This window comes from Escherichia sp. KTE172, assembly GCF_000408845.1.
GTDB classification, from domain to species: domain Bacteria; phylum Pseudomonadota; class Gammaproteobacteria; order Enterobacterales; family Enterobacteriaceae; genus Escherichia; species Escherichia coli.
In genome coordinates this window covers 4,303,096-4,328,139 of record NZ_KE137316.1, presented here as the reverse complement: position 1 = coordinate 4,328,139, position 25,044 = coordinate 4,303,096, and the positions used below count along the sequence as shown (strand labels likewise).

The 25,044-nt window shown below is 50.8% G+C and carries 26 protein-coding genes; 14 read left to right on the top strand and 12 right to left on the bottom strand.

What is annotated here, in order from left to right:
* Positions 1-20: 20 nt before the first annotated feature.
* The 5 genes from cyoB (at position 21) to G434_RS03855 (ending at position 5,360) form a co-directional block, all read left to right on the top strand.
* Positions 21-2,012 carry a cytochrome o ubiquinol oxidase subunit I gene (gene cyoB, locus G434_RS03835; protein ID WP_000467180.1) on the top strand — a complete coding sequence of 664 codons (1,992 nt, stop codon included), beginning with the start codon at positions 21-23 and terminating at the stop codon, positions 2,010-2,012.
* Positions 2,002-2,616, top strand: a complete 615-nt coding sequence (locus G434_RS03840) for a cytochrome o ubiquinol oxidase subunit III (protein WP_000179819.1) — start codon at positions 2,002-2,004, stop codon at positions 2,614-2,616. The genes cyoB and G434_RS03840 overlap by 11 nt, the downstream gene beginning before the upstream one ends.
* The gene (locus G434_RS03845; RefSeq protein WP_000019869.1) at positions 2,616-2,945 is read left to right on the top strand and encodes a cytochrome o ubiquinol oxidase subunit IV; all 330 of its coding nucleotides are present in this window, start codon (positions 2,616-2,618) and stop codon (positions 2,943-2,945) included. Before G434_RS03840 ends, G434_RS03845 begins: the two co-directional genes overlap by 1 nt.
* An 11-nt stretch (positions 2,946-2,956) precedes the next feature.
* The gene (cyoE, locus tag G434_RS03850) at positions 2,957-3,847 is read left to right on the top strand and encodes a heme o synthase (protein WP_000971326.1); all 891 of its coding nucleotides are present in this window, start codon (positions 2,957-2,959) and stop codon (positions 3,845-3,847) included.
* 148 nt (positions 3,848-3,995) lie between these two features.
* Positions 3,996-5,360 carry an MFS transporter gene (locus G434_RS03855; RefSeq protein ID WP_001000990.1) on the top strand — a complete coding sequence of 455 codons (1,365 nt, stop codon included), beginning with the start codon at positions 3,996-3,998 and terminating at the stop codon, positions 5,358-5,360.
* Positions 5,361-5,487: 127 nt separating this feature from the next.
* Here the strand turns inward: G434_RS03855 and yajQ are convergent, their stop codons facing one another.
* Positions 5,488-5,979, bottom strand: a complete 492-nt coding sequence (yajQ, locus tag G434_RS03860; RefSeq protein WP_001138904.1) for a nucleotide binding protein YajQ — start codon at positions 5,977-5,979, stop codon at positions 5,488-5,490.
* Between the two features lie 167 nt (positions 5,980-6,146).
* Here yajQ and panE point away from each other — a divergent pair, with 167 nt between their 5' ends.
* Positions 6,147-7,058, top strand: coding sequence for a 2-dehydropantoate 2-reductase (panE, locus tag G434_RS03865; RefSeq protein ID WP_000705865.1), 912 nt, complete (start codon positions 6,147-6,149; stop codon positions 7,056-7,058).
* The gene (gene yajL, locus G434_RS03870) at positions 7,021-7,611 is read left to right on the top strand and encodes a protein deglycase YajL (protein ID WP_001276309.1); all 591 of its coding nucleotides are present in this window, start codon (positions 7,021-7,023) and stop codon (positions 7,609-7,611) included. The genes panE and yajL overlap by 38 nt, the downstream gene beginning before the upstream one ends.
* Positions 7,612-7,664: 53 nt before the next feature.
* On the opposite strand, the gene G434_RS03875 is transcribed toward yajL, so the two are convergent.
* A complete protein-coding gene (locus G434_RS03875) occupies positions 7,665-9,113 on the bottom strand; it encodes a tRNA 4-thiouridine(8) synthase ThiI (protein ID WP_000668662.1) in 1,449 nt (482 codons plus the stop codon).
* A 205-nt stretch (positions 9,114-9,318) separates the two neighbouring features.
* Here G434_RS03875 and xseB point away from each other — a divergent pair, with 205 nt between their 5' ends.
* From xseB to G434_RS03900, 5 genes are all read left to right on the top strand, one after another.
* Positions 9,319-9,561, top strand: coding sequence for an exodeoxyribonuclease VII small subunit (gene xseB, locus G434_RS03880; protein WP_001124935.1), 243 nt, complete (start codon positions 9,319-9,321; stop codon positions 9,559-9,561).
* Positions 9,561-10,460: a (2E,6E)-farnesyl diphosphate synthase gene (gene ispA, locus G434_RS03885; RefSeq protein ID WP_000347217.1), complete on the top strand. Its 900-nt coding sequence runs from the start codon at positions 9,561-9,563 to the stop codon at positions 10,458-10,460. Before xseB ends, ispA begins: the two co-directional genes overlap by 1 nt.
* A gap of 24 nt (positions 10,461-10,484) precedes the next feature.
* On the top strand, positions 10,485-12,347 hold the full coding sequence (gene dxs, locus G434_RS03890) for a 1-deoxy-D-xylulose-5-phosphate synthase (protein ID WP_000006832.1): 1,863 nt from the start codon (positions 10,485-10,487) through the stop codon (positions 12,345-12,347).
* A gap of 54 nt (positions 12,348-12,401) precedes the next feature.
* A complete protein-coding gene (yajO, locus tag G434_RS03895) occupies positions 12,402-13,376 on the top strand; it encodes a 1-deoxyxylulose-5-phosphate synthase YajO (protein ID WP_001199801.1) in 975 nt (324 codons plus the stop codon).
* Between the two features lie 230 nt (positions 13,377-13,606).
* Entirely contained in the window at positions 13,607-15,178 is a 1,572-nt protein-coding gene (locus G434_RS03900) for a pentapeptide repeat-containing protein (protein ID WP_000978309.1), read from the top strand.
* Between the two features lie 176 nt (positions 15,179-15,354).
* On the opposite strand, the gene pgpA is transcribed toward G434_RS03900, so the two are convergent.
* The 6 genes from pgpA to nrdR all read right to left on the bottom strand — a co-directional run bounded on the left by pgpA (position 15,355) and on the right by nrdR (position 19,457).
* Positions 15,355-15,870, bottom strand: coding sequence for a phosphatidylglycerophosphatase A (pgpA, locus tag G434_RS03905; protein WP_000154043.1), 516 nt, complete (start codon positions 15,868-15,870; stop codon positions 15,355-15,357).
* A complete protein-coding gene (gene thiL, locus G434_RS03910) occupies positions 15,848-16,825 on the bottom strand; it encodes a thiamine-phosphate kinase (RefSeq protein WP_000742099.1) in 978 nt (325 codons plus the stop codon). Before thiL ends, pgpA begins: the two co-directional genes overlap by 23 nt.
* Positions 16,826-16,902: 77 nt before the next feature.
* Positions 16,903-17,322, bottom strand: a complete 420-nt coding sequence (gene nusB, locus G434_RS03915) for a transcription antitermination factor NusB (protein ID WP_000801125.1) — start codon at positions 17,320-17,322, stop codon at positions 16,903-16,905.
* A gap of 19 nt (positions 17,323-17,341) precedes the next feature.
* Positions 17,342-17,812: a 6,7-dimethyl-8-ribityllumazine synthase gene (gene ribE, locus G434_RS03920; protein ID WP_001021161.1), complete on the bottom strand. Its 471-nt coding sequence runs from the start codon at positions 17,810-17,812 to the stop codon at positions 17,342-17,344.
* Positions 17,813-17,900: 88 nt separating this feature from the next.
* Complete coding sequence (gene ribD, locus G434_RS03925; RefSeq protein WP_001150417.1) at positions 17,901-19,004, bottom strand: bifunctional diaminohydroxyphosphoribosylaminopyrimidine deaminase/5-amino-6-(5-phosphoribosylamino)uracil reductase RibD; 1,104 nt, start codon at positions 19,002-19,004, stop codon at positions 17,901-17,903.
* Positions 19,005-19,007: 3 nt separating this feature from the next.
* Complete coding sequence (nrdR, locus tag G434_RS03930) at positions 19,008-19,457, bottom strand: transcriptional regulator NrdR (protein ID WP_000543535.1); 450 nt, start codon at positions 19,455-19,457, stop codon at positions 19,008-19,010.
* 150 nt (positions 19,458-19,607) lie between these two features.
* Between nrdR and G434_RS03935 the strand changes: the two genes are divergently transcribed.
* Together G434_RS03935 and tsx are read left to right on the top strand one after the other, a co-directional pair.
* Positions 19,608-20,147 (top strand): SadB/YajI family lipoprotein, encoded by a 540-nt coding sequence (locus G434_RS03935; protein WP_001309302.1) that lies wholly within the window; start codon positions 19,608-19,610, stop codon positions 20,145-20,147.
* Positions 20,148-20,445: 298 nt separating this feature from the next.
* On the top strand, positions 20,446-21,330 hold the full coding sequence (tsx, locus tag G434_RS03940; RefSeq protein WP_001295328.1) for a nucleoside-specific channel-forming protein Tsx: 885 nt from the start codon (positions 20,446-20,448) through the stop codon (positions 21,328-21,330).
* Between the two features lie 37 nt (positions 21,331-21,367).
* On the opposite strand, the gene yajD is transcribed toward tsx, so the two are convergent.
* From yajD to yajC, 4 genes are all read right to left on the bottom strand, one after another.
* Entirely contained in the window at positions 21,368-21,715 is a 348-nt protein-coding gene (gene yajD, locus G434_RS03945; protein WP_000974813.1) for an HNH nuclease YajD, read from the bottom strand.
* A gap of 128 nt (positions 21,716-21,843) precedes the next feature.
* Positions 21,844-22,815: a protein translocase subunit SecF gene (gene secF, locus G434_RS03950; RefSeq protein ID WP_000046637.1), complete on the bottom strand. Its 972-nt coding sequence runs from the start codon at positions 22,813-22,815 to the stop codon at positions 21,844-21,846.
* Positions 22,816-22,825: 10 nt separating this feature from the next.
* Complete coding sequence (gene secD / locus G434_RS03955; RefSeq protein WP_000934822.1) at positions 22,826-24,673, bottom strand: protein translocase subunit SecD; 1,848 nt, start codon at positions 24,671-24,673, stop codon at positions 22,826-22,828.
* Positions 24,674-24,700: 27 nt separating this feature from the next.
* Complete coding sequence (yajC, locus tag G434_RS03960; RefSeq protein WP_000007629.1) at positions 24,701-25,033, bottom strand: preprotein translocase subunit YajC; 333 nt, start codon at positions 25,031-25,033, stop codon at positions 24,701-24,703.
* Positions 25,034-25,044: the final 11 nt, after the last annotated feature.

Here is a 25,044-nt window from a genome sequence, read left to right as displayed (position 1 = left end):
GGGGTTGAGGAAGAATAAAGATGTTCGGAAAATTATCACTTGATGCAGTCCCGTTCCATGAACCTATCGTCATGGTTACGATCGCTGGCATTATTTTGGGAGGTCTGGCGCTCGTTGGCCTGATCACTTACTTCGGTAAGTGGACCTACCTGTGGAAAGAGTGGCTGACCTCCGTCGACCATAAACGCCTCGGTATCATGTATATCATCGTGGCGATTGTGATGTTGCTGCGTGGTTTTGCTGACGCCATTATGATGCGTAGCCAGCAGGCCCTTGCCTCTGCGGGCGAAGCGGGCTTCCTGCCACCTCACCACTACGATCAGATCTTCACCGCGCACGGCGTGATTATGATCTTCTTCGTGGCGATGCCTTTCGTTATCGGTCTGATGAACCTGGTGGTTCCGCTGCAGATCGGCGCGCGTGACGTTGCGTTCCCGTTCCTCAACAACCTAAGCTTCTGGTTTACCGTTGTTGGTGTGATTCTGGTTAACGTTTCTCTCGGCGTGGGTGAATTTGCGCAGACCGGCTGGCTGGCCTATCCACCGCTATCGGGAATAGAGTACAGTCCGGGAGTCGGTGTCGATTACTGGATATGGAGTCTCCAGCTATCCGGTATAGGTACGACGCTAACCGGTATCAACTTCTTCGTTACCATTCTGAAGATGCGCGCACCGGGCATGACCATGTTCAAGATGCCAGTATTTACCTGGGCATCACTGTGCGCGAACGTTCTGATTATTGCTTCCTTCCCAATTCTGACGGTTACCGTCGCGTTGTTGACCCTGGATCGCTATCTGGGCACCCATTTCTTTACCAACGATATGGGTGGCAACATGATGATGTACATCAACCTGATTTGGGCCTGGGGCCACCCGGAAGTTTACATCCTGATCCTGCCTGTATTCGGTGTGTTCTCCGAAATTGCGGCAACCTTCTCGCGTAAACGTCTGTTTGGTTATACCTCGCTGGTATGGGCAACCGTCTGTATCACCGTGCTGTCGTTCATCGTCTGGCTGCACCACTTCTTTACGATGGGTGCGGGCGCGAACGTAAACGCCTTCTTTGGTATCACCACCATGATTATCGCCATCCCGACCGGGGTGAAGATCTTCAACTGGCTGTTCACCATGTATCAGGGCCGCATCGTGTTCCATTCTGCGATGCTGTGGACTATCGGTTTTATCGTCACCTTCTCGGTGGGCGGGATGACTGGCGTGCTGCTGGCAGTACCGGGCGCGGACTTCGTTCTGCATAACAGCCTGTTCCTGATTGCGCACTTCCATAACGTGATCATCGGCGGCGTGGTCTTCGGCTGCTTCGCAGGGATGACCTACTGGTGGCCTAAAGCGTTCGGTTTCAAACTGAACGAAACCTGGGGTAAACGCGCGTTCTGGTTCTGGATCATCGGCTTCTTCGTTGCCTTTATGCCGCTGTATGCGCTGGGCTTCATGGGCATGACCCGTCGTTTGAGCCAGCAGATTGACCCGCAGTTCCACACCATGCTGATGATTGCAGCCAGCGGTGCAGTACTGATTGCGCTGGGTATTCTCTGCCTCGTTATTCAGATGTACGTTTCTATTCGTGACCGCGACCAGAACCGTGACCTGACTGGCGACCCGTGGGGTGGCCGTACGCTGGAGTGGGCAACCTCTTCCCCGCCTCCGTTCTATAACTTTGCCGTTGTGCCGCACGTTCACGAGCGTGATGCATTCTGGGAAATGAAAGAGAAAGGCGAAGCGTACAAAAAGCCTGACCACTATGAAGAAATTCATATGCCGAAAAACAGCGGTGCAGGTATCGTCATTGCAGCTTTCTCCACCATCTTCGGTTTCGCCATGATCTGGCATATCTGGTGGCTGGCGATTGTTGGCTTCGCAGGCATGATCATCACCTGGATCGTGAAAAGCTTCGACGAGGACGTGGATTACTACGTGCCGGTGGCAGAAATCGAAAAACTGGAAAACCAGCATTTCGATGAGATTACTAAGGCAGGGCTGAAAAATGGCAACTGATACTTTGACGCACGCGACTGCCCACGCGCACGAACACGGGCACCACGATGCAGGCGGAACCAAAATCTTCGGATTTTGGATCTACCTGATGAGCGACTGCATTCTGTTCTCAATCTTGTTTGCTACCTATGCCGTTCTGGTGAACGGCACCGCAGGCGGCCCGACAGGTAAGGACATTTTCGAACTGCCGTTCGTTCTGGTTGAAACTTTCTTGCTGTTGTTCAGCTCCATCACCTACGGCATGGCGGCTATCGCCATGTACAAAAACAACAAAAGCCAGGTTATCTCCTGGCTGGCGTTGACCTGGTTGTTTGGTGCCGGATTTATCGGGATGGAAATCTACGAATTCCATCACCTGATTGTTAACGGCATGGGTCCGGATCGCAGCGGCTTCCTGTCAGCGTTCTTTGCGCTGGTCGGCACGCACGGTCTGCACGTCACTTCCGGTCTTATCTGGATGGCGGTGCTGATGGTACAAATCGCTCGTCGCGGCCTGACCAGCACTAACCGTACCCGCATCATGTGCCTGAGCCTGTTCTGGCACTTCCTGGATGTGGTTTGGATCTGTGTGTTCACTGTTGTTTATCTGATGGGGGCGATGTAATGAGTCATTCTACCGATCACAGCGGCGCGTCCCATGGCAGCGTAAAAACCTACATGACAGGCTTTATCCTGTCGATCATTCTGACGGTGATTCCGTTCTGGATGGTGATGACAGGGGCTGCCTCTCCGGCCGTAATTCTGGGAACAATCCTGGCAATGGCAGTGGTACAGGTTCTGGTGCATCTGGTGTGCTTCCTGCACATGAATACCAAATCAGATGAAGGCTGGAACATGACGGCGTTTGTCTTCACCGTGCTAATCATCGCTATCCTGGTTGTAGGCTCCATCTGGATTATGTGGAACCTTAACTACAACATGATGATGCACTAAGAGCGGCGGTTATGATGTTTAAGCAATACCTGCAAGTAACGAAACCAGGCATCATCTTTGGCAACCTGATCTCGGTGATTGGGGGATTCCTGCTGGCCTCAAAGGGCCGCATTGATTATCCCCTGTTTATCTACACGCTGGTTGGGGTGTCACTGGTTGTGGCGTCGGGTTGTGTGTTTAACAACTACATCGACAGGGATATCGACAGAAAGATGGAAAGGACGAAGAATCGGGTGCTGGTTAAAGGCCTGATCTCTCCTGCTGTCTCGCTGGTGTACGCCACCTTGCTGGGTATTGCTGGCTTTATGCTGCTGTGGTTTGGCGCGAATCCGCTGGCCTGCTGGCTGGGGGTGATGGGCTTTGTGGTTTATGTCGGCGTTTATAGCCTGTACATGAAACGCCACTCAGTCTACGGCACATTGATTGGTTCGCTCTCCGGCGCTGCGCCGCCGGTGATCGGCTACTGTGCAGTAACCGGCGAGTTCGATAGTGGCGCAGCGATCCTGCTTGCTATCTTCAGTCTGTGGCAGATGCCTCACTCCTATGCCATCGCCATTTTCCGCTTTAAGGATTACCAGGCGGCAAACATTCCGGTATTGCCAGTGGTAAAAGGCATTTCGGTGGCGAAGAATCACATCACGCTGTATATCATCGCCTTTGCCGTTGCCACGCTGATGCTCTCTCTTGGCGGTTACGCTGGGTATAAATATCTGGTAGTCGCCGCGGCGGTGAGCGTCTGGTGGTTAGGCATGGCTCTGCGCGGTTATAAAGTTGCTGATGACAGAATCTGGGCGCGCAAGCTGTTCGGCTTCTCTATCATCGCCATCACTGCCCTCTCGGTGATGATGTCCGTTGATTTTATGGTGCCGGATTCGCATACGCTGCTGGCTGCTGTGTGGTAATACAACCTCTCAGTTAAAAAGGTGCTACGGCACCTTTTTTCTTAGCATTAGAAACATATCCCTCTCGAAATATTTACTAAAAAATCCGCATGTTTACCCCATTCGTTTGCCGCTTTACACTAGTCGCGAATTTAAAACAGAGGTGGTAATGAACGATTATAAAATGACGCCAGGTGAGCGGCGCGCGACCTGGGGTTTAGGGACCGTATTCTCGTTGCGCATGCTGGGCATGTTTATGGTTCTGCCGGTTCTGACCACATACGGCATGGCTCTGCAAGGTGCCAGCGAAGCATTAATCGGTATTGCCATTGGTATTTATGGTCTGACGCAGGCCGTTTTTCAGATTCCGTTTGGTCTGCTTTCCGACCGCATTGGTCGCAAACCATTAATTGTCGGCGGACTGGCGGTGTTTGCTGTTGGTAGCGTTATCGCTGCGCTTTCCGACTCCATCTGGGGAATTATTCTGGGTCGGGCGTTACAAGGCTCTGGTGCGATTGCCGCCGCCGTTATGGCGCTGCTTTCCGATCTCACGCGCGAACAAAACCGCACCAAAGCAATGGCGTTTATCGGCGTGAGCTTTGGCATTACCTTTGCCATTGCGATGGTGCTTGGCCCGATCATCACTCACAAACTTGGGCTGCACGCGCTGTTCTGGATGATCGCTATTCTGGCAACAACCGGCATTGCGTTGACCATTTGGGTTGTGCCCAACAGTAGCACTCACGTACTTAATCGTGAGTCCGGAATGGTGAAAGGCAGTTTCAGTAAAGTGCTGGCGGAACCGCGGCTGCTGAAACTCAACTTTGGCATTATGTGTCTGCATATTTTGCTGATGTCGACGTTTGTTGCCCTGCCAGGGCAACTGGCTGATGCGGGATTTCCGGCGGCTGAACACTGGAAGGTCTACCTGGCAACGATGTTAATCGCCTTTGGCTCGGTCGTGCCTTTCATTATCTACGCTGAAGTTAAGCGCAAAATGAAGCAAGTCTTTGTCTTCTGCGTCGGGTTGATCGTGGTTGCGGAAATTGTGTTGTGGAACGCACAAACGCAGTTCTGGCAACTGGTGGTCGGCGTGCAGCTTTTCTTTGTGGCGTTTAATTTGATGGAAGCCCTTCTGCCTTCACTTATCAGTAAAGAGTCGCCAGCAGGTTACAAAGGTACGGCGATGGGTGTTTACTCCACCAGCCAGTTTCTTGGCGTGGCGATTGGCGGTTCGCTGGGCGGCTGGATTGACGGCATGTTTGACGGTCAGGGGGTATTTCTCGCTGGCGCAATGCTGGCCGCAGTGTGGCTGGCAGTCGCCAGTACCATGAAAGAACCGCCGTATGTCAGCAGCTTACGCATTGAAATCCCGGCGGACATTGCCGCAAACGAGGCGTTAAAAGTGCGTTTGCTGGAAACTGAAGGCGTCAAAGAAGTGTTGATTGCAGAAGAAGAACATTCAGCTTATGTGAAAATCGACAGCAAAGTGACGAATCGCTTTGAGGTTGAACAGGCAATTCGTCAGGCATAAAAAACGAGGCGAATTGCCTGCTGCGCTACGCTTACCAGGCCTACAAAGTTCCTGAGTTATAAACCTTTGTAGGCCGAATTAGCTGTTCATGCTGCATTCGGCATGAACAAAACGCACATTGTCGCGATTAATCGCGGAAGTTTTTGAACTGGAACGGCTGACCGAGATCGCCACCACGTACCATCGCCATGACAGCCTGCAAATCATCACGAGATTTACCCGTTACGCGGATCTCATCGCCCTGAATTTGCGCCTGCACTTTCAGTTTGCTGTCTTTGATCATCTTGACGATTTTCTTCTGGGTCGCACTCTCAATGCCCTGTTTCAGTTTCGCTTCCACAAACCAGGTTTTACCGCTATGAACGATATTTTCCGGTACATCCAGCGAACTGCCTTCAATGCCGCGCTTCAGCAGCTTGGCACGCAGAATATCCAGCAACTGATTGACCTGGAAATCGGACTCGCTCAACACTTTGATGGTTTTGCTGGCGTCGTTCAGCTCAAATGAGGCTTCAACATTACGGAAGTCAAAACGGGACTCCACTTCGCGGCTCGCGTTATCGACCGCGTTACGTGCTTCCTGAAGATCAACTTCAGAGACAATATCGAAAGATGGCATCTTTTCCTCTCCCTTCATTTTTGATGCGAAGCATAATACCTGCAAAGTTAAATAACCAACAGTCCTGCACCAGGACGTATCCCTTAATTGTGCATAGTCGCAACAGCATGCACAATTAAGGGATAGCCTTATTGAACACCCGGAGTGGTTGCGGGTGAGGAGGAACAATGAAAATTACCGTATTGGGATGCGGTGCCTTAGGGCAATTATGGCTTACAGCACTTTGTAAACAGGGTCACGAGGTTCAGGGCTGGCTGCGCGTACCACAACCTTATTGTAGTGTGAATCTGGTTGAGACAGATGGTTCGATATTTAACGAATCGCTGACCGCCAACGATCCCGATTTTCTCGCCACCAGCGATCTGCTCCTGGTGACGCTGAAAGCATGGCAGGTTTCCGATGCCGTCAAAAGCCTCGCGTCCACACTGCCTGTAACTACGCCAATACTGTTAATTCACAACGGCATGGGCACCATCGAAGAGTTGCAAAACATTCAGCAGCCATTACTGATGGGCACCACCACCCATGCCGCCCGCCGCGACGGCAATGTCATTATTCATGTGGCAAACGGAATCACGCATATTGGTCCGGCACGGCAACAGGACGGCGATTACAGTTATCTGGCGGATATTTTGCAAACCGTGTTACCTGACGTCGCGTGGCATAACAATATTCGCGCCGAGCTGTGGCGCAAGCTGGCAGTCAACTGTGTGATTAATCCACTGACCGCCATCTGGAATTGCCCGAATGGTGAATTACGTCATCATCCGCAAGAAATTATGCAGATATGCGAAGAAGTCGCGGCAGTAATCGAACGCGAAGGGCATCATACTTCAGCAGAAGATTTGCGTGATTACGTGATGCAGGTGATTGATGCCACAGCGGAAAATATCTCGTCGATGTTGCAGGATATCCGTGCGCTGCGCCACACCGAAATCGACTATATCAATGGTTTTCTCTTACGCCGCGCCCGCGCGCATGGGATTGCCGTACCGGAAAACACCCGCCTGTTTGAAATGGTAAAAAGAAAGGAGAGTGAATATGAGCGCATCGGCACTGGTTTGCCTCGCCCCTGGTAGTGAAGAGACTGAAGCCGTCACCACTATCGACCTCTTGGTTCGTGGCGGAATCAAAGTCACCACTGCCAGCGTCGCCAGCGATGGCAACCTGGCCATTACCTGCTCGCGCGGCGTGAAGCTGCTGGCGGATGCGCCGCTGGTCGAAGTGGCTGACGGTGAATATGACGTGATCGTGCTGCCTGGTGGCATTAAAGGCGCAGAGTGTTTTCGCGATAGCACTCTGCTGGTTGAAACCGTTAAACAGTTCCACCGTTCCGGGCGTATCGTCGCGGCTATTTGCGCCGCGCCAGCCACCGTGCTGGTGCCGCACGATATCTTCCCGATTGGCAATATGACCGGCTTCCCGACGCTGAAAGACAAAATACCCGCCGAACAATGGCAGGACAAGCGCGTCGTCTGGGATGCACGGGTAAAATTGCTGACCAGTCAGGGGCCGGGTACAGCTATCGACTTTGGTCTGAAAATTATCGACCTGCTGGTTGGGCGTGAAAAAGCCCATGAAGTGGCATCACAACTGGTGATGGCGGCAGGGATTTATAATTATTACGAGTAGTGGCGGATGCGGCAAACGTCGCATCTGACCAGATGCGACGTAAAAACCACAAATTACGGGCGATATACCTTCACATTGTTAAAGCCCTGCTCGCGCAGATAGAGCGCCTGCAGGCGGCTCATCACCCCGCGCTCACACCACAACAGCCAGGTTTTGTTCTGGTCGAGATCGCCAAATTTGGTGCTCAGTTTATAGAACGGCAGAGAAACCACATCAATCCCTTCGACTTTCAGCGGCTTATCTTCCTGTTCATCGATAGAACGGATATCGAGGATCACGTCGTTCGGGCCGAAGCCATTGACGGTTTCCACTTCCACCACTTCCTGCTCGGTCTGCTGGGCGATTTCGCGGATATCAACGTTATTCGCTTCCTCAACCACTTTATCGAGAATGCTGAAGTCGAACTTCTCTTCTTCCGCTTCAATCTTCGATTTAACCGCTTTCACCGTCGGGCTTTTGGAGATCACACCGCAATATTCGGGCATCGTGCGGGCAAAGTCTTCAGTGCCAATCTGGCGAGCCAGGTTGATGATGTGCTCTTTGTCGTAAGAAATCAGCGGACGCAGGATCAGCGTGTCGGAGACGTTATCAATCAGGCGCAGGTTAGTCAGCGTCTGGCTAGACACCTGGCCCAGTGCTTCGCCAGTGACCAGCGCCTGTACACCGTAACGTTCAGCCACTTTAGACGCGGCACGCACCATCATACGTTTGAGGATAACACCCATCTGACCGTCGTCGATTTTCTCGAGAATTTCCCCGACGACAGGTTCGAAATTAATAGCGACAAAACGCACGCGGTGGGAGCTGCCAAAGCGGTTCCACAGATAATGCGCCACCTGACGCACGCCAATTTCATGCGCCGCGCCGCCGAGGTTAAAGAAGCAGTAATGCACGCGGCAGCCGCGACGCATCAACATATAGCTGGAAACGCCGGAGTCGAAACCACCGGAAATGAGCGACAGCACATCTTCCTGGGTACCAATCGGGAAACCGCCAATACCTTCATAGCGACCTTTAATCAGCAGGAGACGATCGTCTTCCACTTCCAGATGGACAGTGACATCCGGGTTAGTCAGCTTCACGCGCGCGGATTCAATATGCTGATTTAAACCGCCGCCGACGTAACGTTCCACATCAATCGAGCTAAAATCATGTTTGCCGCGGCGCTTCACGCGTACGCAGAAGGTTTTCCCTTCCAGCTGATCGCGATACTGAACCAACGCTTTCTCAAAAATATCGTGCATGTCGGTAAACGGCACGTCTTCGACTTCGAGAATATGGTGGATACCCGGAATACGGGTCAGGGCGTCGCGAATGGCCAGACGCTGGTTTTCATCTTTTGCGCGAACTTCGATGTTATCCCAGTGGCGGACGACAGCGAGCGTCTCATCATAGTGCTTTAAAACGTTACGAATGTTCCCGGTAAGGATTTTTATAAAGCGCAAGCGCACAGATTGGCTTTTGATGGTGATTTCCGGGAACAATTTAATGATAAACTTCATGGCGGCAATGGTTCGTTGGCAAGCCTTAAGCGACTTGTATAGGGAAAAATACAGCAGCCCACACCTGCGGCTGCATCCAGGCGCGGAAGTATACCACTAACATCGCTTTGCTGCGCACATCACCTTACCATTGCGCGTTATTTGCTATTTGCCCTGAGTCCGTTACCATGACGGGGCGAAAAATATTGAGAGTCAGACATTCATTATGCCGAAGAAAAATGAGGCGCCCGCCAGCTTTGAAAAGGCGCTGAGCGAGCTGGAACAGATTGTAACCCGTCTGGAAAGTGGCGACCTGCCGCTGGAAGAGGCGCTGAACGAGTTCGAACGCGGCGTGCAGCTGGCACGTCAGGGGCAGGCCAAATTACAACAAGCCGAACAGCGCGTACAAATTCTGCTGTCTGACAATGAAGACGCCTCTCTAACCCCTTTTACACCGGACAATGAGTAATGGACTTTCCGCAGCAACTCGAAGCCTGCGTTAAGCAGGCCAACCAGGCGCTGAGCCGTTTTATCGCCCCACTGCCCTTTCAGAACACTCCCGTGGTCGAAACCATGCAGTATGGCGCATTATTAGGTGGTAAGCGCCTGCGACCTTTCCTGGTTTATGCCACCGGTCATATGTTCGGCGTTAGCACAAACACGCTGGACGCACCCGCTGCCGCCGTAGAGTGTATCCACGCTTACTCATTAATTCATGATGATTTACCGGCAATGGATGATGACGATCTGCGTCGCGGTTTGCCAACCTGCCATGTGAAGTTTGGCGAAGCAAACGCGATTCTCGCTGGCGACGCTTTACAAACGCTGGCGTTCTCGATTTTAAGCGATGCCGATATGCCGGAAGTGTCGGATCGCGACAGAATTTCGATGATTTCAGAACTGGCGAGCGCCAGCGGTATTGCCGGAATGTGCGGTGGTCAGGCATTAGATTTAGATGCGGAAGGCAAACACGTACCTCTGGACGCGCTTGAGCGTATTCATCGTCATAAAACCGGCGCATTGATTCGCGCCGCCGTTCGCCTTGGTGCATTAAGCGCCGGAGATAAAGGACGTCGTGCTCTGCCAGTACTCGACAAGTACGCAGAGAGCATCGGCCTTGCCTTCCAGGTTCAGGATGACATCCTGGATGTGGTAGGAGATACTGCAACGTTAGGAAAACGCCAGGGTGCCGATCAGCAACTTGGTAAAAGTACCTACCCTGCACTTCTGGGTCTTGAGCAAGCCCGGAAGAAAGCCCGGGATCTGATCGACGATGCCCGTCAGTCGCTGAAACAACTGGCTGAACAGTCACTCGATACCTCGGCACTGGAAGCGCTAGCGGACTACATCATCCAGCGTAATAAATAAACAATAAGTATTAATAGGCCCCTGATGAGTTTTGATATTGCCAAATACCCGACCCTGGCACTGGTCGACTCCACCCAGGAGTTACGACTGTTGCCGAAAGAGAGTTTACCGAAACTCTGCGACGAACTGCGCCGCTATTTACTCGACAGCGTGAGCCGTTCCAGCGGGCACTTCGCCTCCGGGCTGGGCACGGTCGAACTGACCGTGGCGCTGCACTATGTCTACAACACCCCGTTTGACCAATTGATTTGGGATGTGGGGCATCAGGCTTATCCGCATAAAATTTTGACCGGACGCCGCGACAAAATCGGCACCATCCGTCAGAAAGGCGGCCTGCACCCGTTCCCGTGGCGCGGCGAGAGCGAATATGACGTATTAAGCGTCGGGCATTCATCAACCTCCATCAGTGCCGGAATTGGTATTGCGGTTGCTGCCGAGAAAGAAGGCAAAAATCGCCGTACCGTCTGTGTCATTGGCGATGGCGCTATTACCGCTGGCATGGCGTTTGAAGCGATGAATCACGCGGGCGATATCCGTCCTGATATGCTGGTGGTTCTCAACGACAATGAAATGTCGATTTCCGAAAATGTTGGCGCGCTCAACAACCATCTGGCGCAACTGCTTTCCGGTAAGCTTTACTCTTCACTGCGCGAAGGCGGGAAAAAAGTTTTCTCTGGCGTGCCCCCCATTAAAGAGCTGCTCAAACGTACCGAAGAACATATTAAAGGCATGGTAGTGCCTGGCACGTTGTTTGAAGAGCTGGGCTTTAACTACATCGGCCCGGTTGACGGTCACGATGTGCTGGGGCTTATCACTACGCTTAAGAACATGCGCGACCTGAAAGGACCGCAGTTCCTGCATATCATGACCAAAAAAGGTCGTGGTTATGAACCGGCAGAAAAAGACCCAATCACCTTCCACGCCGTGCCTAAATTTGATCCCTCCAGCGGTTGTTTGCCGAAAAGTAGCGGCGGTTTGCCGAGCTATTCAAAAATCTTTGGCGACTGGTTGTGCGAAACGGCGGCGAAAGATAACAAGCTGATGGCGATTACTCCGGCGATGCGTGAAGGTTCCGGCATGGTCGAGTTTTCACGTAAATTCCCGGATCGCTACTTCGACGTGGCAATTGCCGAGCAACACGCAGTGACCTTTGCGGCGGGTCTGGCGATTGGTGGCTACAAACCCGTTGTCGCGATCTACTCCACTTTCCTGCAACGCGCCTATGATCAGGTGCTGCATGACGTGGCAATTCAAAAGCTTCCGGTCCTGTTCGCAATCGACCGCGCGGGCATTGTTGGTGCTGATGGTCAAACCCACCAGGGCGCTTTTGATCTCTCTTACCTGCGCTGCATACCGGAAATGGTCATTATGACCCCGAGCGATGAAAACGAATGTCGCCAGATGCTCTATACCGGCTATCACTATAACGATGGCCCGTCAGCGGTACGCTACCCGCGTGGCAACGCGGTTGGCGTGGAACTGACGCCGCTGGAAAAACTGCCAATTGGCAAAGGCATTGTGAAGCGTCGTGGCGAGAAACTGGCGATCCTTAACTTTGGTACGCTGATGCCAGAAGCGGCGAAAGTCGCTGAATCGCTGAACGCTACGCTGGTCGATATGCGTTTTGTGAAACCGCTTGATGAAGCGTTAATTCTGGAAATGGCCGCCAGCCATGAAGCGCTGGTCACCGTAGAAGAAAACGCCATTATGGGCGGCGCAGGCAGCGGAGTGAACGAAGTGCTGATGGCCCATCGTAAACCAGTACCCGTGCTGAACATTGGCCTGCCTGACTTCTTTATTCCACAAGGAACGCAGGAAGAAATGCGCGCCGAACTCAGCCTCGATGCCGCCGGTATGGAAGCCAAAATCAAGGCCTGGCTGGCATAATCCCTACTCCACTCCTGCTATGCTTAAGAAATTATTCATGGCAGGAGTGGCAGCATGCAATACAACCCCTTAGGAAAAACCGACCTTCGCGTTTCCCGACTTTGCCTCGGCTGTATGACCTTTGGCGAGCCAGATCGTGGTAATCACGCATGGACACTGCCGGAAGAGAGCAGTCGTCCCATAATTAAACGCGCGCTGGAAGGCGGCATAAATTTCTTTGACACCGCCAATAGCTATTCCGATGGCAGCAGCGAAGAGATCGTTGGTCGCGCACTGCGGGATTTCGCCCGTCGTGAAGACGTGGTCGTTGCCACCAAAGTGTTCCATCGCGTTGGTGATTTGCCGGAAGGATTATCCCGTGCGCAAATATTGCGCTCTATCGACGACAGCCTGCGCCGTCTCGGCATGGATTATGTCGATATCCTGCAAATTCATCGCTGGGATTACAACACGCCGATCGAAGAGACGCTGGAAGCCCTGAACGACGTGGTAAAAGCCGGGAAAGCGCGTTATATCGGCGCGTCATCCATGCACGCTTCGCAGTTTGCTCAGGCACTGGAACTACAAAAACAGCACGGCTGGGCGCAGTTTGTCAGTATGCAGGATCACTACAATCTGATTTATCGAGAAGAAGAGCGCGAGATGCTGCCACTGTGTTACCAGGAGGGCGTAGCGGTGATTCCATGGAGCCCGCTGGCGCGGGGTCGTCTGACACGTCCGTGGGGAGAAACTACCGCACGACTGGTGTCTGATGAGGTGGGGAAAAATCTCTATAAAGAAAGCGATGAAAATGACGCGCAGATCGCAGAGCGGTTAACGGGCGTCAGTGAAGAACTGGGTGCAACACGAGCACAAGTTGCGCTGGCCTGGTTGTTGAGTAAACGGGGCATTGCCGCACCGATTATCGGAACTTCGCGGGAAGAACAGCTTGATGAGCTGCTGAACGCGGTGGATATCACCTTGAAGCCGGAACAGATTGCTGAACTGGAAACGCCGTATAAACCGCATCCGGTCGTAGGATTTAAGTAAATTTCGCTTTTCAGCCATTTTATCTGCTGAATTCCCCATCGTCTGCGATGATGGGGACAACGTACCTCCCATCATCTTCTGTAACCATAATCCACCTCTGCAAGAGAAATTCTTCGTGAATGAGTTTGCAGCTATTCATCATCTTCATCCCTTTGAGCGATTTTTGATAGTTTCTCCAGGTAATACTCCCTAAAACTGTCTTATTTAGTCAACGTAAGAGGATTACAATCATGATGAAAACTATCACCAAACAACCGATCCTGTTTACTGATGTACCGGTTGCAGATTTAAGAAACTCAATGAAGCACGATTTAAATCAAAATCTTATCGAAAGGCTATGGAACAAAATTCGTGATTTTTTTCTGGACAGTGATAAACAAAAGGCATTTAAATCGATTCATAAATACATCAATACATTGTCAGTTCTAAATTATAATTCAGCGTTAACTCCAGATCCCAATTTTAATATAGATGCATCGTCAGATTTAGACTCATATTTAAACCTGAAATTTGATAACCTCTCGCCCAAACAAAAGCAGACCACGCTTTGTTGTTTCTGGAATAAAATTGCATCCTCATTGCCAGAGCCATACAACAGCACCATCAAACATAACATTATTTTTTATAAAGTCGGAGAAAATCTGATGATACGTGGAACTATCTCTATTGTTAACGAGGTAGTAAAGACTTATTCACTCCCAATAGAAAAGGATGACAATGGATATTACGATTTCAGCGGTCTATATCTAGCACACAGCAATATTTCCGGTAAAGATCCCAATAAAGATCCCGCTATAGATTTCGGTATAGATCTGGGAAACTGTAACTGCTCAAATGTCAACTTCGAACATACTTATTTTGATAGCGTCAAGTTTACAAATACGAATTGTACAAATGCGAATTTTAACAGTTGTAGATTTATCAAATGCGATCTAACAAATATGAATTGCACTGGCGCAATTCTTGATAATGCGGTGATATATGGTAAAGAAAAAGAACCTGAGATGCAATATCCAGAAGCAGATCAAATAATACAAAGGATAACTTATCAGAAATCACATGGGAATGAAACGAAAGGGATGATTCTAACTAACTGCTCCTGTGTTAAAACCACTTTCAATTGGGCAGATTTATCAGAAAGTGATTGCCAAAATGTGGACTTTAGCGAGGCTAATCTTTCAAACACTATTCTTCCTGACATCGTCAGGATGAAAGGCACGAAACTTTACCGTACCGACCTTTTTAATCCGATATTAAAAGCAGAAGCAGAATCAACAGAAGAAAAAGATATTAGCCCATTAGCAAAAATTATTCTTGACTATATTGAATCAGATAAAAACCCTGAGTCATTAAAATTTGATGAAAAATCAACAACCACTAAAATAATACAAGATATCGATAATTTTATTTTCTATAATCAGCATTTAAAGAGCATATTCAATCAAGCAATGAATCTTGAAGGAAAAATAAGCAGAAAAAAATACAATGAGATTTTTAACTATAAACAAGAACAAGCCAGACAATATTTCATCGACCAGTATAAAATAACAAAAAATGATTATTTAAAGAAAATACCTTTAACTGCACAATTAATTGCAAAATACAAAATGGATGATCAATTGGACCAACTTTTGGTTACCCGTGAAATTCAAGATGAAATAAAACCAAAGATTCAAGACAAAATAGATGAACTTTCTAAAAATTTATTCAACACTATAAACAAAACCATTAAGGATAATTTTGATGATATTTTTCGGCAACAGTCAGAATATATGAGTAATTATTATGAGTTCGTCGACTGACGATATTTCAGTGTCATTGAATTATGAGTGACAAAGTTACACCTTGAAATATCTCCGCATAATATATTCGGTGATGTCGGATTTTACTTTAACAGAGTGCCTCAAAATTGGGGCACTGTTCATTTATAAATCAAACCGGGTGGTCTGGAATCGCCTACACCTCCCGGTCAATGGCATTAAAGAATACCCAGCGGCCAGTGATGACCGATAAAGTACAGGATGCCTGCGGAAATTACCCCGGCGACAATATCGTCGATCATGATCCCCATGCCGCCATGTACATTGCGGTCAAACCAGCGGATCGGCCACGGTTTCCACATATCCAGGATACGGAAAATCACAAACCCGGCGGCGACCCACTGCCAGTCATTGGTCGGCAGCGCCATGAGCGTGATCCACATACCAATAAATTCGTCCCAGACAATGCTGCCGTGATCGTGCACGCCCATATCTTTTGCGGTCTGATGACAAAGATAGACGCCGATACAGATCCCCAGCATCACCACCAGCGAGTAGAGCTGCCAGGGCAAAAAGGTCATCAGATACCAGAACGGAATCGCTGCCAGCGAGCCCATCGTCCCAGGAACGATCGGGCTTAATCCACTTCCGAATCCGACAGCAAGCAGATGCCACGGATTACTCATCTTCAGGCGACTTTTCGCGACATCTTTATGGCGTGGCAAAATGGTCATATCCTTTCCAGTCTAACGTGACAGGTTCGCCGTCACGAATAAAACAAAGCCCTTCGATATCGGCGGTCATTTGCCCGATACAGGTAAACGGTACGCCCAGATGTCCGAGAGCCACATCCAGCGCGCCACGGTTCAGTTCCGGCACCGTGAAACACAACTCGTAATCTTCACCGCCAGAGAGCGCCCAGCGCAGCGCCTGTTCCGGTTCAACATGGCGAGAAAGCGCATCAGAAAACGGCAGCAATGCCAGGTCAATACGTGCGCCGCAGTCGCTGGCTTTCACGATATGCCCGAGATCGGAAATCAGACCGTCAGAGAGATCGATAGCTGAATTTGCCAGATCGCGCAGTGCCTGTCCCTGTAAAATACGCGGAGATGGACGGAGATGACGTTTGATCAAGTAGTCCGCATCTTTAACATCGGCAACCTGCAAACGGTTTTGCAAAATCGCCAGCCCGGCGGCGCTATCGCCCGGTGTACCGGTCACATAGATCCAGTCACCCGGTTTCGCCCCAGCGCGCGTTAAGGCTCGTCCCATCGGAACAAAGCCGTGGATACCCAGCGTCATTGATAATGGCCCACGCGTGGTATCGCCGCCAATGAGTTGCATATCGTAATAATTGAGAAGATCAAACAAACTGTCGCTGAAGGACTCAAGCCACGCTTCGTCGACGTCCGGTAAGGTTAATGCCAGCGTCAGCCAGGCTGGATCGGCCCCCATCGCTGCCAGATCGCTTAGGTTCACCGCCAGTGCTTTATACGCCAGATCAGCAGGATCGATATCAGGGAGGAAGTGGTTGCCCGCCACCAGCGTATCAGTGCTGATCGCCAGGGTCTGTTTCTCGGGGATATTGAGAAGTGCGCAATCGTCGCCAATGCCCAGTTCGACATCAAGACGAGAACTTCTTACACGGTCAAAATAACGGGCAATCAGGGAGAACTCGCCACATGCCATACGTTATGCCTCAGCAGGTAAAAAAGAAAAGGCCGGCGATCGCGGAACGGTCTTCCGTGAATCTACCGGCCTGGATATCACTTTTTGTTAGGGCGAATCACAGGTGCTGCTTTATCGAGTACGCCGTTGACGAACTTATGGCTGTCTTCTGCGCCGAACGATTTCGCCAGTTCGATCGCTTCGTTAATGGCCACTTTGTATGGCACATCGCTACGTTTAGACAGCTCATACAGCGCAATGCGCAGTACTGCTTTTTCTACCTGGCCCAGTTCTTCCAGCAGGCGGGACAGGTATGGCTTCATCAGTCCGTCGAGGTATGCGGTGTTAGTCGCCACCCCGGCCAGCAGCTCACGGAAGTACAGGACGTCAACGTCTTTTACATCCTGTTCAGCCAGGAACTGGTATTCAACATCAGCGATGTCGTTCTGGGACAACTGCCAGGAGTAGAGCGCCTGGACGGCACACTCACGAGCGCGGCGACGAGCAGCAGGTTTCACGGATTTCCCCTTACTAATTTCAGGCCTTGATGGCTTTCAATACATTAATCATTTCAAGCGCGGTCAGTGCAGCTTCTGCACCTTTGTTGCCAGCTTTGGTGCCAGCACGTTCGATCGCTTGTTCAATGCTTTCAGTGGTCAGAACCCCAAAAGCAACCGGAATTTCGCTGTCCTGGGCAACATGCGCCAGGCCGTTGCTTGCACCACCAGCGACATATTCAAAGTGGGCAGTGCCACCACGAATAACCGTACCCAGCGCAATCACCGCGTCGTATTTACCGGTTTTAGCCAGTGCACCCGCCGCCAGCGGCAGCTCATAGGCACCAGGCACCCAAACAACGGTAATGTTTTCATCTTTTACCTGACCGATACGTTTCAGTGCGTCAATTGCACCTTCCAGCAGGCTGTCATTGATAAAGTTGTTGAAACGCGCGATGGTGATGGCGACGCGAGCGTCCGGGGTAGCAACGTTAGCTTCAATAATGTTCATTTTCTTCCTTCGGGTTCGAGTATGGCCCCGCAGGGGGGCGGATTTTAGCATAATATTTCGTGCGCTGCTTCCCTTTCGAGCCGGGAGATCATGCACCCACTAAATGCAGGCAAACATCCGGGCCTACATGACGTATCTCTTTGAATTTAAATTGGAGGGCGTCAGCTAATTTCTCAAGCCCTGGTAGTATGCATAATCCACGGGCGTCGCTGCCTAATAGTTTAGGTGCGATATAGACAATCAGCTCATCGACTAAACCCGCCTGCAGCAATGCGCCAGCGAGCGTTGGCCCCGCTTCCACCCAGATGCTGTTAATTTGCTGTTTACCCAGTTGCATCATTAGTACAACCAGATCCAGATGACCTTTATGCTCTGGAATCAGCAAGGTACGCACCGTTTCCGGCCACTCACGAGAATCTTCCTGCGTACGCGCGAACCAGGTTTCGCCGGGCTGCTGCACAATGCGATGTTCCGGCGTCACGCGATTTTGGCTATCAATCACAATACGTACCGGCTGGCGGAGATTGTGTTGCGGGTAGAGCCCCTGAGTTTGTTCATCCAGTTCAGACCAACGCACCGTTAAGGCCGGATCATCCGCCAGCACCGTGGCACTGCTGGTTAAAATGGCATGACTTTGTGCGCGCAGTCGTTGTACGTCGCGCCGCGCCTGAGGCGAAGTGATCCACTGGCTTTCGCCGCTCGCCATCGCCGTGCGGCCATCAAGCGATGCGCCAAGTTTTAATTGAATATAAGGAAAGCCGGTGCGCATCCGCTTGAGAAAGCCTTTATTCAATTGCTCGGCTTCACTCATCATCAGCCCGTGGCTGACGTCAATGCCAGCCTGTTGCAGACGATATAGCCCTCGCCCAGCGACCTGCGGGTTAGGATCTTGCATCGAGGCAACCACGCGCGCCACACCTGCGGCAATTAATGCATCACAGCAAGGCGGCGTACGGCCGTGATGGCTGCAAGGTTCGAGTGTCACATACGCAGTCGCACCTTTGGCTTTTTCTCCAGCCATACGCAACGCATGTACTTCGGCGTGTGGTTCACCAGCACGGTGATGGTAACCTTCACCGACAATTTCGCCATCTTTGACAATGACGCACCCGACATTCGGGTTGGGATGCGTGGTAAAACGTCCTCGTTGCGCCAGCTTTAGCGCCCGCGCCATGTAATACTCGTCCTGCACGGCTTAGTCCTCCAGGCGCGCGATCTCTTCGCCAAATTCTTTGATATCTTCGAAACTGCGGTAGACAGAGGCAAAACGGATATAGGCGACTTTATCGAGCTTTTTCAATTGCTCCATCACCAGATTGCCAATCATCTTGCTCGGCACTTCGCGCTCACCGGTGGCGCGCAGCTGCGATTTAATATGATTGATTGCCATTTCGACGTCATCGGAACTCACCGGACGTTTTTCCAGCGCCCGCAGCATTCCGCTACGCAATTTCTCTTCATTAAACGGTTCACGCACGTCGTTGCTTTTTACAACACGCGGCATAACCAGCTCCGCCACTTCAAAGGTGGTGAAACGTTCATTACACACCAGACACTGCCGACGGCGGCGTACAGATGAGCCCTCGCCCACGAGACGAGAGTCAATTACCTTAGTGTCCACGGCGAAACAGAATGGGCAATGCATACGGCGTCCTGACCAGGTGGTTAACAGAAATCTATTTTACCCTGAACTGACGATACAACAAAGGCGCAACGCTTTTGAGATAAAGGATCGATGCTTTCGCTGCTTTTACCCTCTACCATTAGGCTAATTGCGACGAGAAAGGGACGACCTATGAATACTAACGTTTTTCGACTGCTCCTGCTGGGAAGCCTGTTTAGCCTTAGCGCCTGTGTGCAGCAAAGCGAAGTGCGGCAGATGAAACACAGCGTCAGCACACTGAACCAGGAGATGACGCAACTCAATAAAGAAACGGTAAAAATCACTCAGCAAAACAGGCTGAATGCAAAATCCAGCAGTGGGGTTTACCTTCTGCCTGGAGCGAAAACACCAGCAAGACTGGAAAGCCAGATCGGTACTTTACGTATGTCGCTGGTGAATATTACGCCTGATATAGATGGCACCACCCTGACGCTACGTATTGAGGGCGAGTCGAATGATCCCTTGCCCGCATTCAGCGGAACTGTTGAATATGGGCAAATTCAGGGAACAATAGACAACTTTCAGGAAATCAATGTGCAGAATCAATTGATTAACGCCCCTGCCAGCGTCCTCGCCCCCAGCGATGTTGATATTCCGTTACAGTTAAAGGGTATTTCTATGGATCAGTTAGGCTTTTTACGTATCCACGACATTCAACCTGTTATGCAGTAAACGTATCGCGGGGCGATTTTGTGCGTCCCGCAACATCTTTTCCCGTCATTTTGTTACTCCGCTTACATCACCTGGATTGATAGTAAAAGTTTGCAACAAGGGTGAAAGTCAGTACAATCCCCGCCCGAATGTGTGTAAACGTGAACGCAATCGATTACGTAAATGATAGAACTGTGAAACGAAACATATTTTTGTGAGCAATGATTTTTATAATAGGCTCCTCTGTATACGAAATATTTAGAAACGCAATTTGCGCCTTTTTCACTCCCGCAAGGGATTTTCAAACAGTGGCATACATATGAAAAAAACATTACTGGCAGCCGGTGCGGTACTGGCGCTCTCTTCGTCTTTTACTGTCAACGCAGCTGAAAACGACAAACCGCAGTATCTTTCCGACTGGTGGCACCAGAGCGTTAACGTTGTCGGAAGCTATCACACCCGTTTCGGACCGCAGATCCGCAACGATACCTACCTTGAGTACGAAGCATTCGCTAAAAAAGACTGGTTCGACTTCTATGGTTATGCGGATGCGCCGGTATTCTTCGGCGGTAACTCCGATGCAAAAGGTATCTGGAACCACGGTTCTCCGCTGTTTATGGAAATCGAACCACGTTTCTCCATCGACAAGCTGACCAATACTGACCTTAGCTTTGGTCCGTTCAAAGAGTGGTACTTCGCGAACAACTACATTTACGACATGGGTCGTAATAAAGATGGTCGCCAGAGCACCTGGTACATGGGTCTGGGTACCGATATCGATACTGGCCTGCCGATGAGCCTGTCCATGAACGTCTATGCGAAATACCAGTGGCAGAACTATGGCGCAGCGAATGAAAACGAGTGGGACGGTTACCGTTTCAAAATTAAATACTTTGTGCCGATTACCGATCTGTGGGGCGGTCAGCTGAGCTACATCGGCTTCACCAACTTCGACTGGGGTTCCGATTTAGGGGATGACAGCGGTAATGCAATCAACGGTATTAAGACCCGTACCAATAACTCCATCGCTTCCAGCCATATTCTGGCTCTGAACTACGATCACTGGCACTACTCTGTCGTAGCTCGTTACTGGCACGACGGTGGTCAGTGGAACGACGATGCAGAACTGAACTTCGGCAACGGCAACTTCAACGTTCGCTCTACCGGCTGGGGTGGTTACCTGGTAGTAGGTTACAACTTCTAATTGTGAGAATGCCGGATTCCATATCCGGCATTTTTTATCACTTCTTCTTGTTCATCATCGCTTTCAGGTCAGCGAATGGGTTGTACTTCGCTTCACCGACATCTTTCTGCGCATCTTCCCCTGCGATAACGGTCGTACCATACTGATCTGCTTCGGTATATTTTGAATGCTCGTGATCGTGGCAATAAAGACACAATAACTCCCAGTTACTGCCGTCTTCCGGGTTATTGGTATGGTCGTGATCAATGTGGTGAACGGTAAGTTCACGCAGGTTGGAATAAACAAACTCGCGAGAACAGCGACCGCAGACCCACGGATAGATTTTTAATGCTTTTTCGCGATAGCCGCTTTCTAACCGCGCATAGTTTTTAGGGATGATAGCCATGAAAAGTTACCTGGATGAAATGTAGGGTTACGCGCAGTTTCCCAAGATGCGGGGATTTTCGCAATCTCCATACATCAAAAAAAATCCCGATCTTCTGACCGGGATTTTCAACATCAACGGGAACTTGATTACGGCAGAATTGACGGCTGATCCGCCCCTTCTTTTTCCACTTTCTGCTGCAGCATGTGTTCGCGCTTCATACCCAGTTTCAGAGCCAGCGCCGATGCTACGTAGATGGAAGATGCAGTACCGATGGAAACACCGATAAGCATGGTCAGCGAGAAGCCTTCCAGTACCGGACCACCGAAGAGGTACAGCATCAGGATAACCATCAAGGTAGTACCGGATGTGATCAAGGTACGGTGCAGCGTCTGGGTCAAGGACACGTTAAAGATTTCGTAAGGCGTACCGCGACGGATCTTGCGGAAGTTTTCGCGAATACGGTCCGATACCACGATACTGTCGTTAAGCGAGTAACCGATAACCGACATCAACGATGCCACAATGGTCAGGTCAATCTCGATATGGAATAACGACAAAATACCCAGCGTAATGATAACGTCGTGCGCCAGCGCAATAACAACCCCTGCCGCCAGTCGCCACTCAAAGCGGAAACCTACGTACACGAGGATAGATAGCAGCGCCGCCATCAACGCCATCGCACCGGTTTGCGCAAGGTCTGCCCCCACGCTCGGACCGACGAACTCAATACGCTTCACTGCCGCATTCTGATTGGTGGATTCGTTAATCACCTTCAGAACCTGGCTGCCCAGCACCTGACCGCCGGTTTCGCCTTCAGCAGGCGGCATACGGACCATGATGTCGTGGCTGCTACCAAAGTTTTGCAGCATCGGCTCTTCAAAACCGGCTTTTTGCAATGCATCACGCATTACGTCAATTTCAGCCGGTTTTTCGAGCGTAATTTCGATAACCGTACCACCGGTGAAATCCAGCCCCCAGTTAAAGCCGCGCACGCCCATAATAACGATAGCGGCGATTAACAGCAGACCAGAGATGCCAAAAGCCCAGTAGTCCCAGCGCATAAAGTCATAGACTTTACGGCCGTGGTTTAGTTGTTCAACAGTATATTCCTGTGCCACATCGCACTCCTCAGATTGACAGCTTCTTGACGCGCTTGCCGCCATATAGCAGGTTTACGATGGCACGCGTACCGACAATCGCGGTAAACATCGACGTCGCCACACCGATACCGGTAGTAATCGCGAACCCTTTAATTGCCCCGGTACCCACTGCGTACAGGATGATGACTTTAATCAGCGTGGTGATGTTCGCATCGAAGATGGAACTGAATGCGCCACGATAACCTTCATCAATTGCCTGTTGAACAGTACGTCCGTTGCTCAACTCTTCTTTAATACGTTCGTTGATAAGTACGTTCGCATCGACCGCTACCGCAAGGGTTAAGACGATACCCGCGATACCTGGCATACTCAGCGTTGCGCCTGGCAACAGCGACATAATGCCGACAATCAAGATCAAGTTGGCAATCAGAGCACTGGTCGCAATCAGACCAAACTTCTTATAGAAGATGATCATGAACAGAATAGAAACCAGCAGACCGGCAAGGCAAGCCTCCAGCCCCTGCTCAATGTTCTGCATACCCAGGGTCGGGCCAATGGTACGTTCTTCAACAATCTGAATCGGCGCGATCAACGCACCGGCACGCAGCAGCAGTGACAGCTGACGGGCTTCGTTCGGGTTGTTGATGCCGGTGATACGGAAGCTGTTACCCAGACGAGACTGGATGTTGGCGATGTTAATCACCTCTTCCTGTTTCACCAGAACCGCACGACCATTTGCATCTTTCTTACCGCTGTCTTTGTACTCCACAAACAGGGTCGCCATCGGTTTGCCGATGTTGTCCTTGGTGAAGTTAGACATAATGTTACCACCAGCGCTATCGAGCGAGATGTTAACCTGCGGCTGGTTGTATTCGTCCTGGCTGGAAGTGGAGTCAGTGATATGGTCACCGGTCAGAATTACGCGTTTGTACAGCACAACCGGCTGACCTTCGCGGGTCTGTTTCACTTCAGAGTCGCCCGGTACGCGGCCGGAAGCCGCTGCGGCCTGATCAACGTTGGTGTTTACCAGACGGAATTCCAGCGTTGCCGTCGCACCCAGAATCTCTTTCGCACGCGCGGTGTCCTGAATACCTGGCAGTTCAACAACGATACGGTCAGCACCCTGACGCTGAACCACCGGCTCCGCCACACCAAGTTGGTTTACACGGTTACGCAGGATATTAATGTTCTGCTGCACCGCATATTCACGCGCTTCACTCAGGCGAGCATCGCTCATTACCGCACGCAGCTGGTTGCTGCCCTGGCTGCTAATCACCAGGTCCGGATGGCGCTTGCTCAGATACGCAATGGCTTCATCACGAGCTTTAGCATCGCGGAAAGTGATGCTCAGGCCGTAGTTGTTTTCTTTACGAACGGTGGTATACGGGATGCCCTTTTCGCGCAGGTCGCTGCGCAGGCTATCGATGTTTTGTTCCTGGAGTTTGCCAAGCGCGGTGTCCATATCCACTTCCATCAGGAAGTGAACGCCGCCACGCAGGTCAAGGCCGAGCTTCATCGGCTCAGCGTGAATAGCTGCCAGCCAGCGCGGCGTTGCCGGGGCAAGGTTAAGCGCCACGACGTATTTGTCACCCATAACGCCCATTAATGCTTCACGAGCGCGCAGTTGGGTGTCAGTGGAGTCGAAGCGCGCAAGAATAGCGCCCTCTTCCAGTGCCACAGACTTAGCAGTTATTTTTTCTTCTTGTAACGTTTTCTGGACCTGGATCAGCGTTTGCTCACTGGCGGCGACTCCGCGCGCACCAGTGATCTGAACAGCCGGATCCTCACCAAACAGGTTGGGAAGCGCATACAGCAGACCGATGACAATCACCACGATCAGCATGACGTACTTCCACAAAGGATAACGGTTTAACACGGCAATTCCCTTAGGGAAAAATTTTAATTACAGCGCCTTCATGGTGCCTTTCGGCAGGACGGCAGCTACGAAGTCACGTTTAATAACTACTTCAGTGGTGTCATTCAGCGCGATAGCAATGTAGCCGTTTTCCGCTACTTTGGTTACGCGACCAACCAGGCCACCGTTCGTCAGAACTTCATCACCTTTGGCAATGGAGTCCATCAGCTTTTTGTGTTCTTTGGTGCGCTTCTGCTGTGGACGCAGGATCATGAAATAGAAAATCAGACCGAATACCACCAGCATCAAAATCAAAGACATCGGGCTACCTTGCGCCGGTGCACCCGTTGCCGCTACCGCATCAGAAATAAAAAAGCTCATTAAATTTCCCT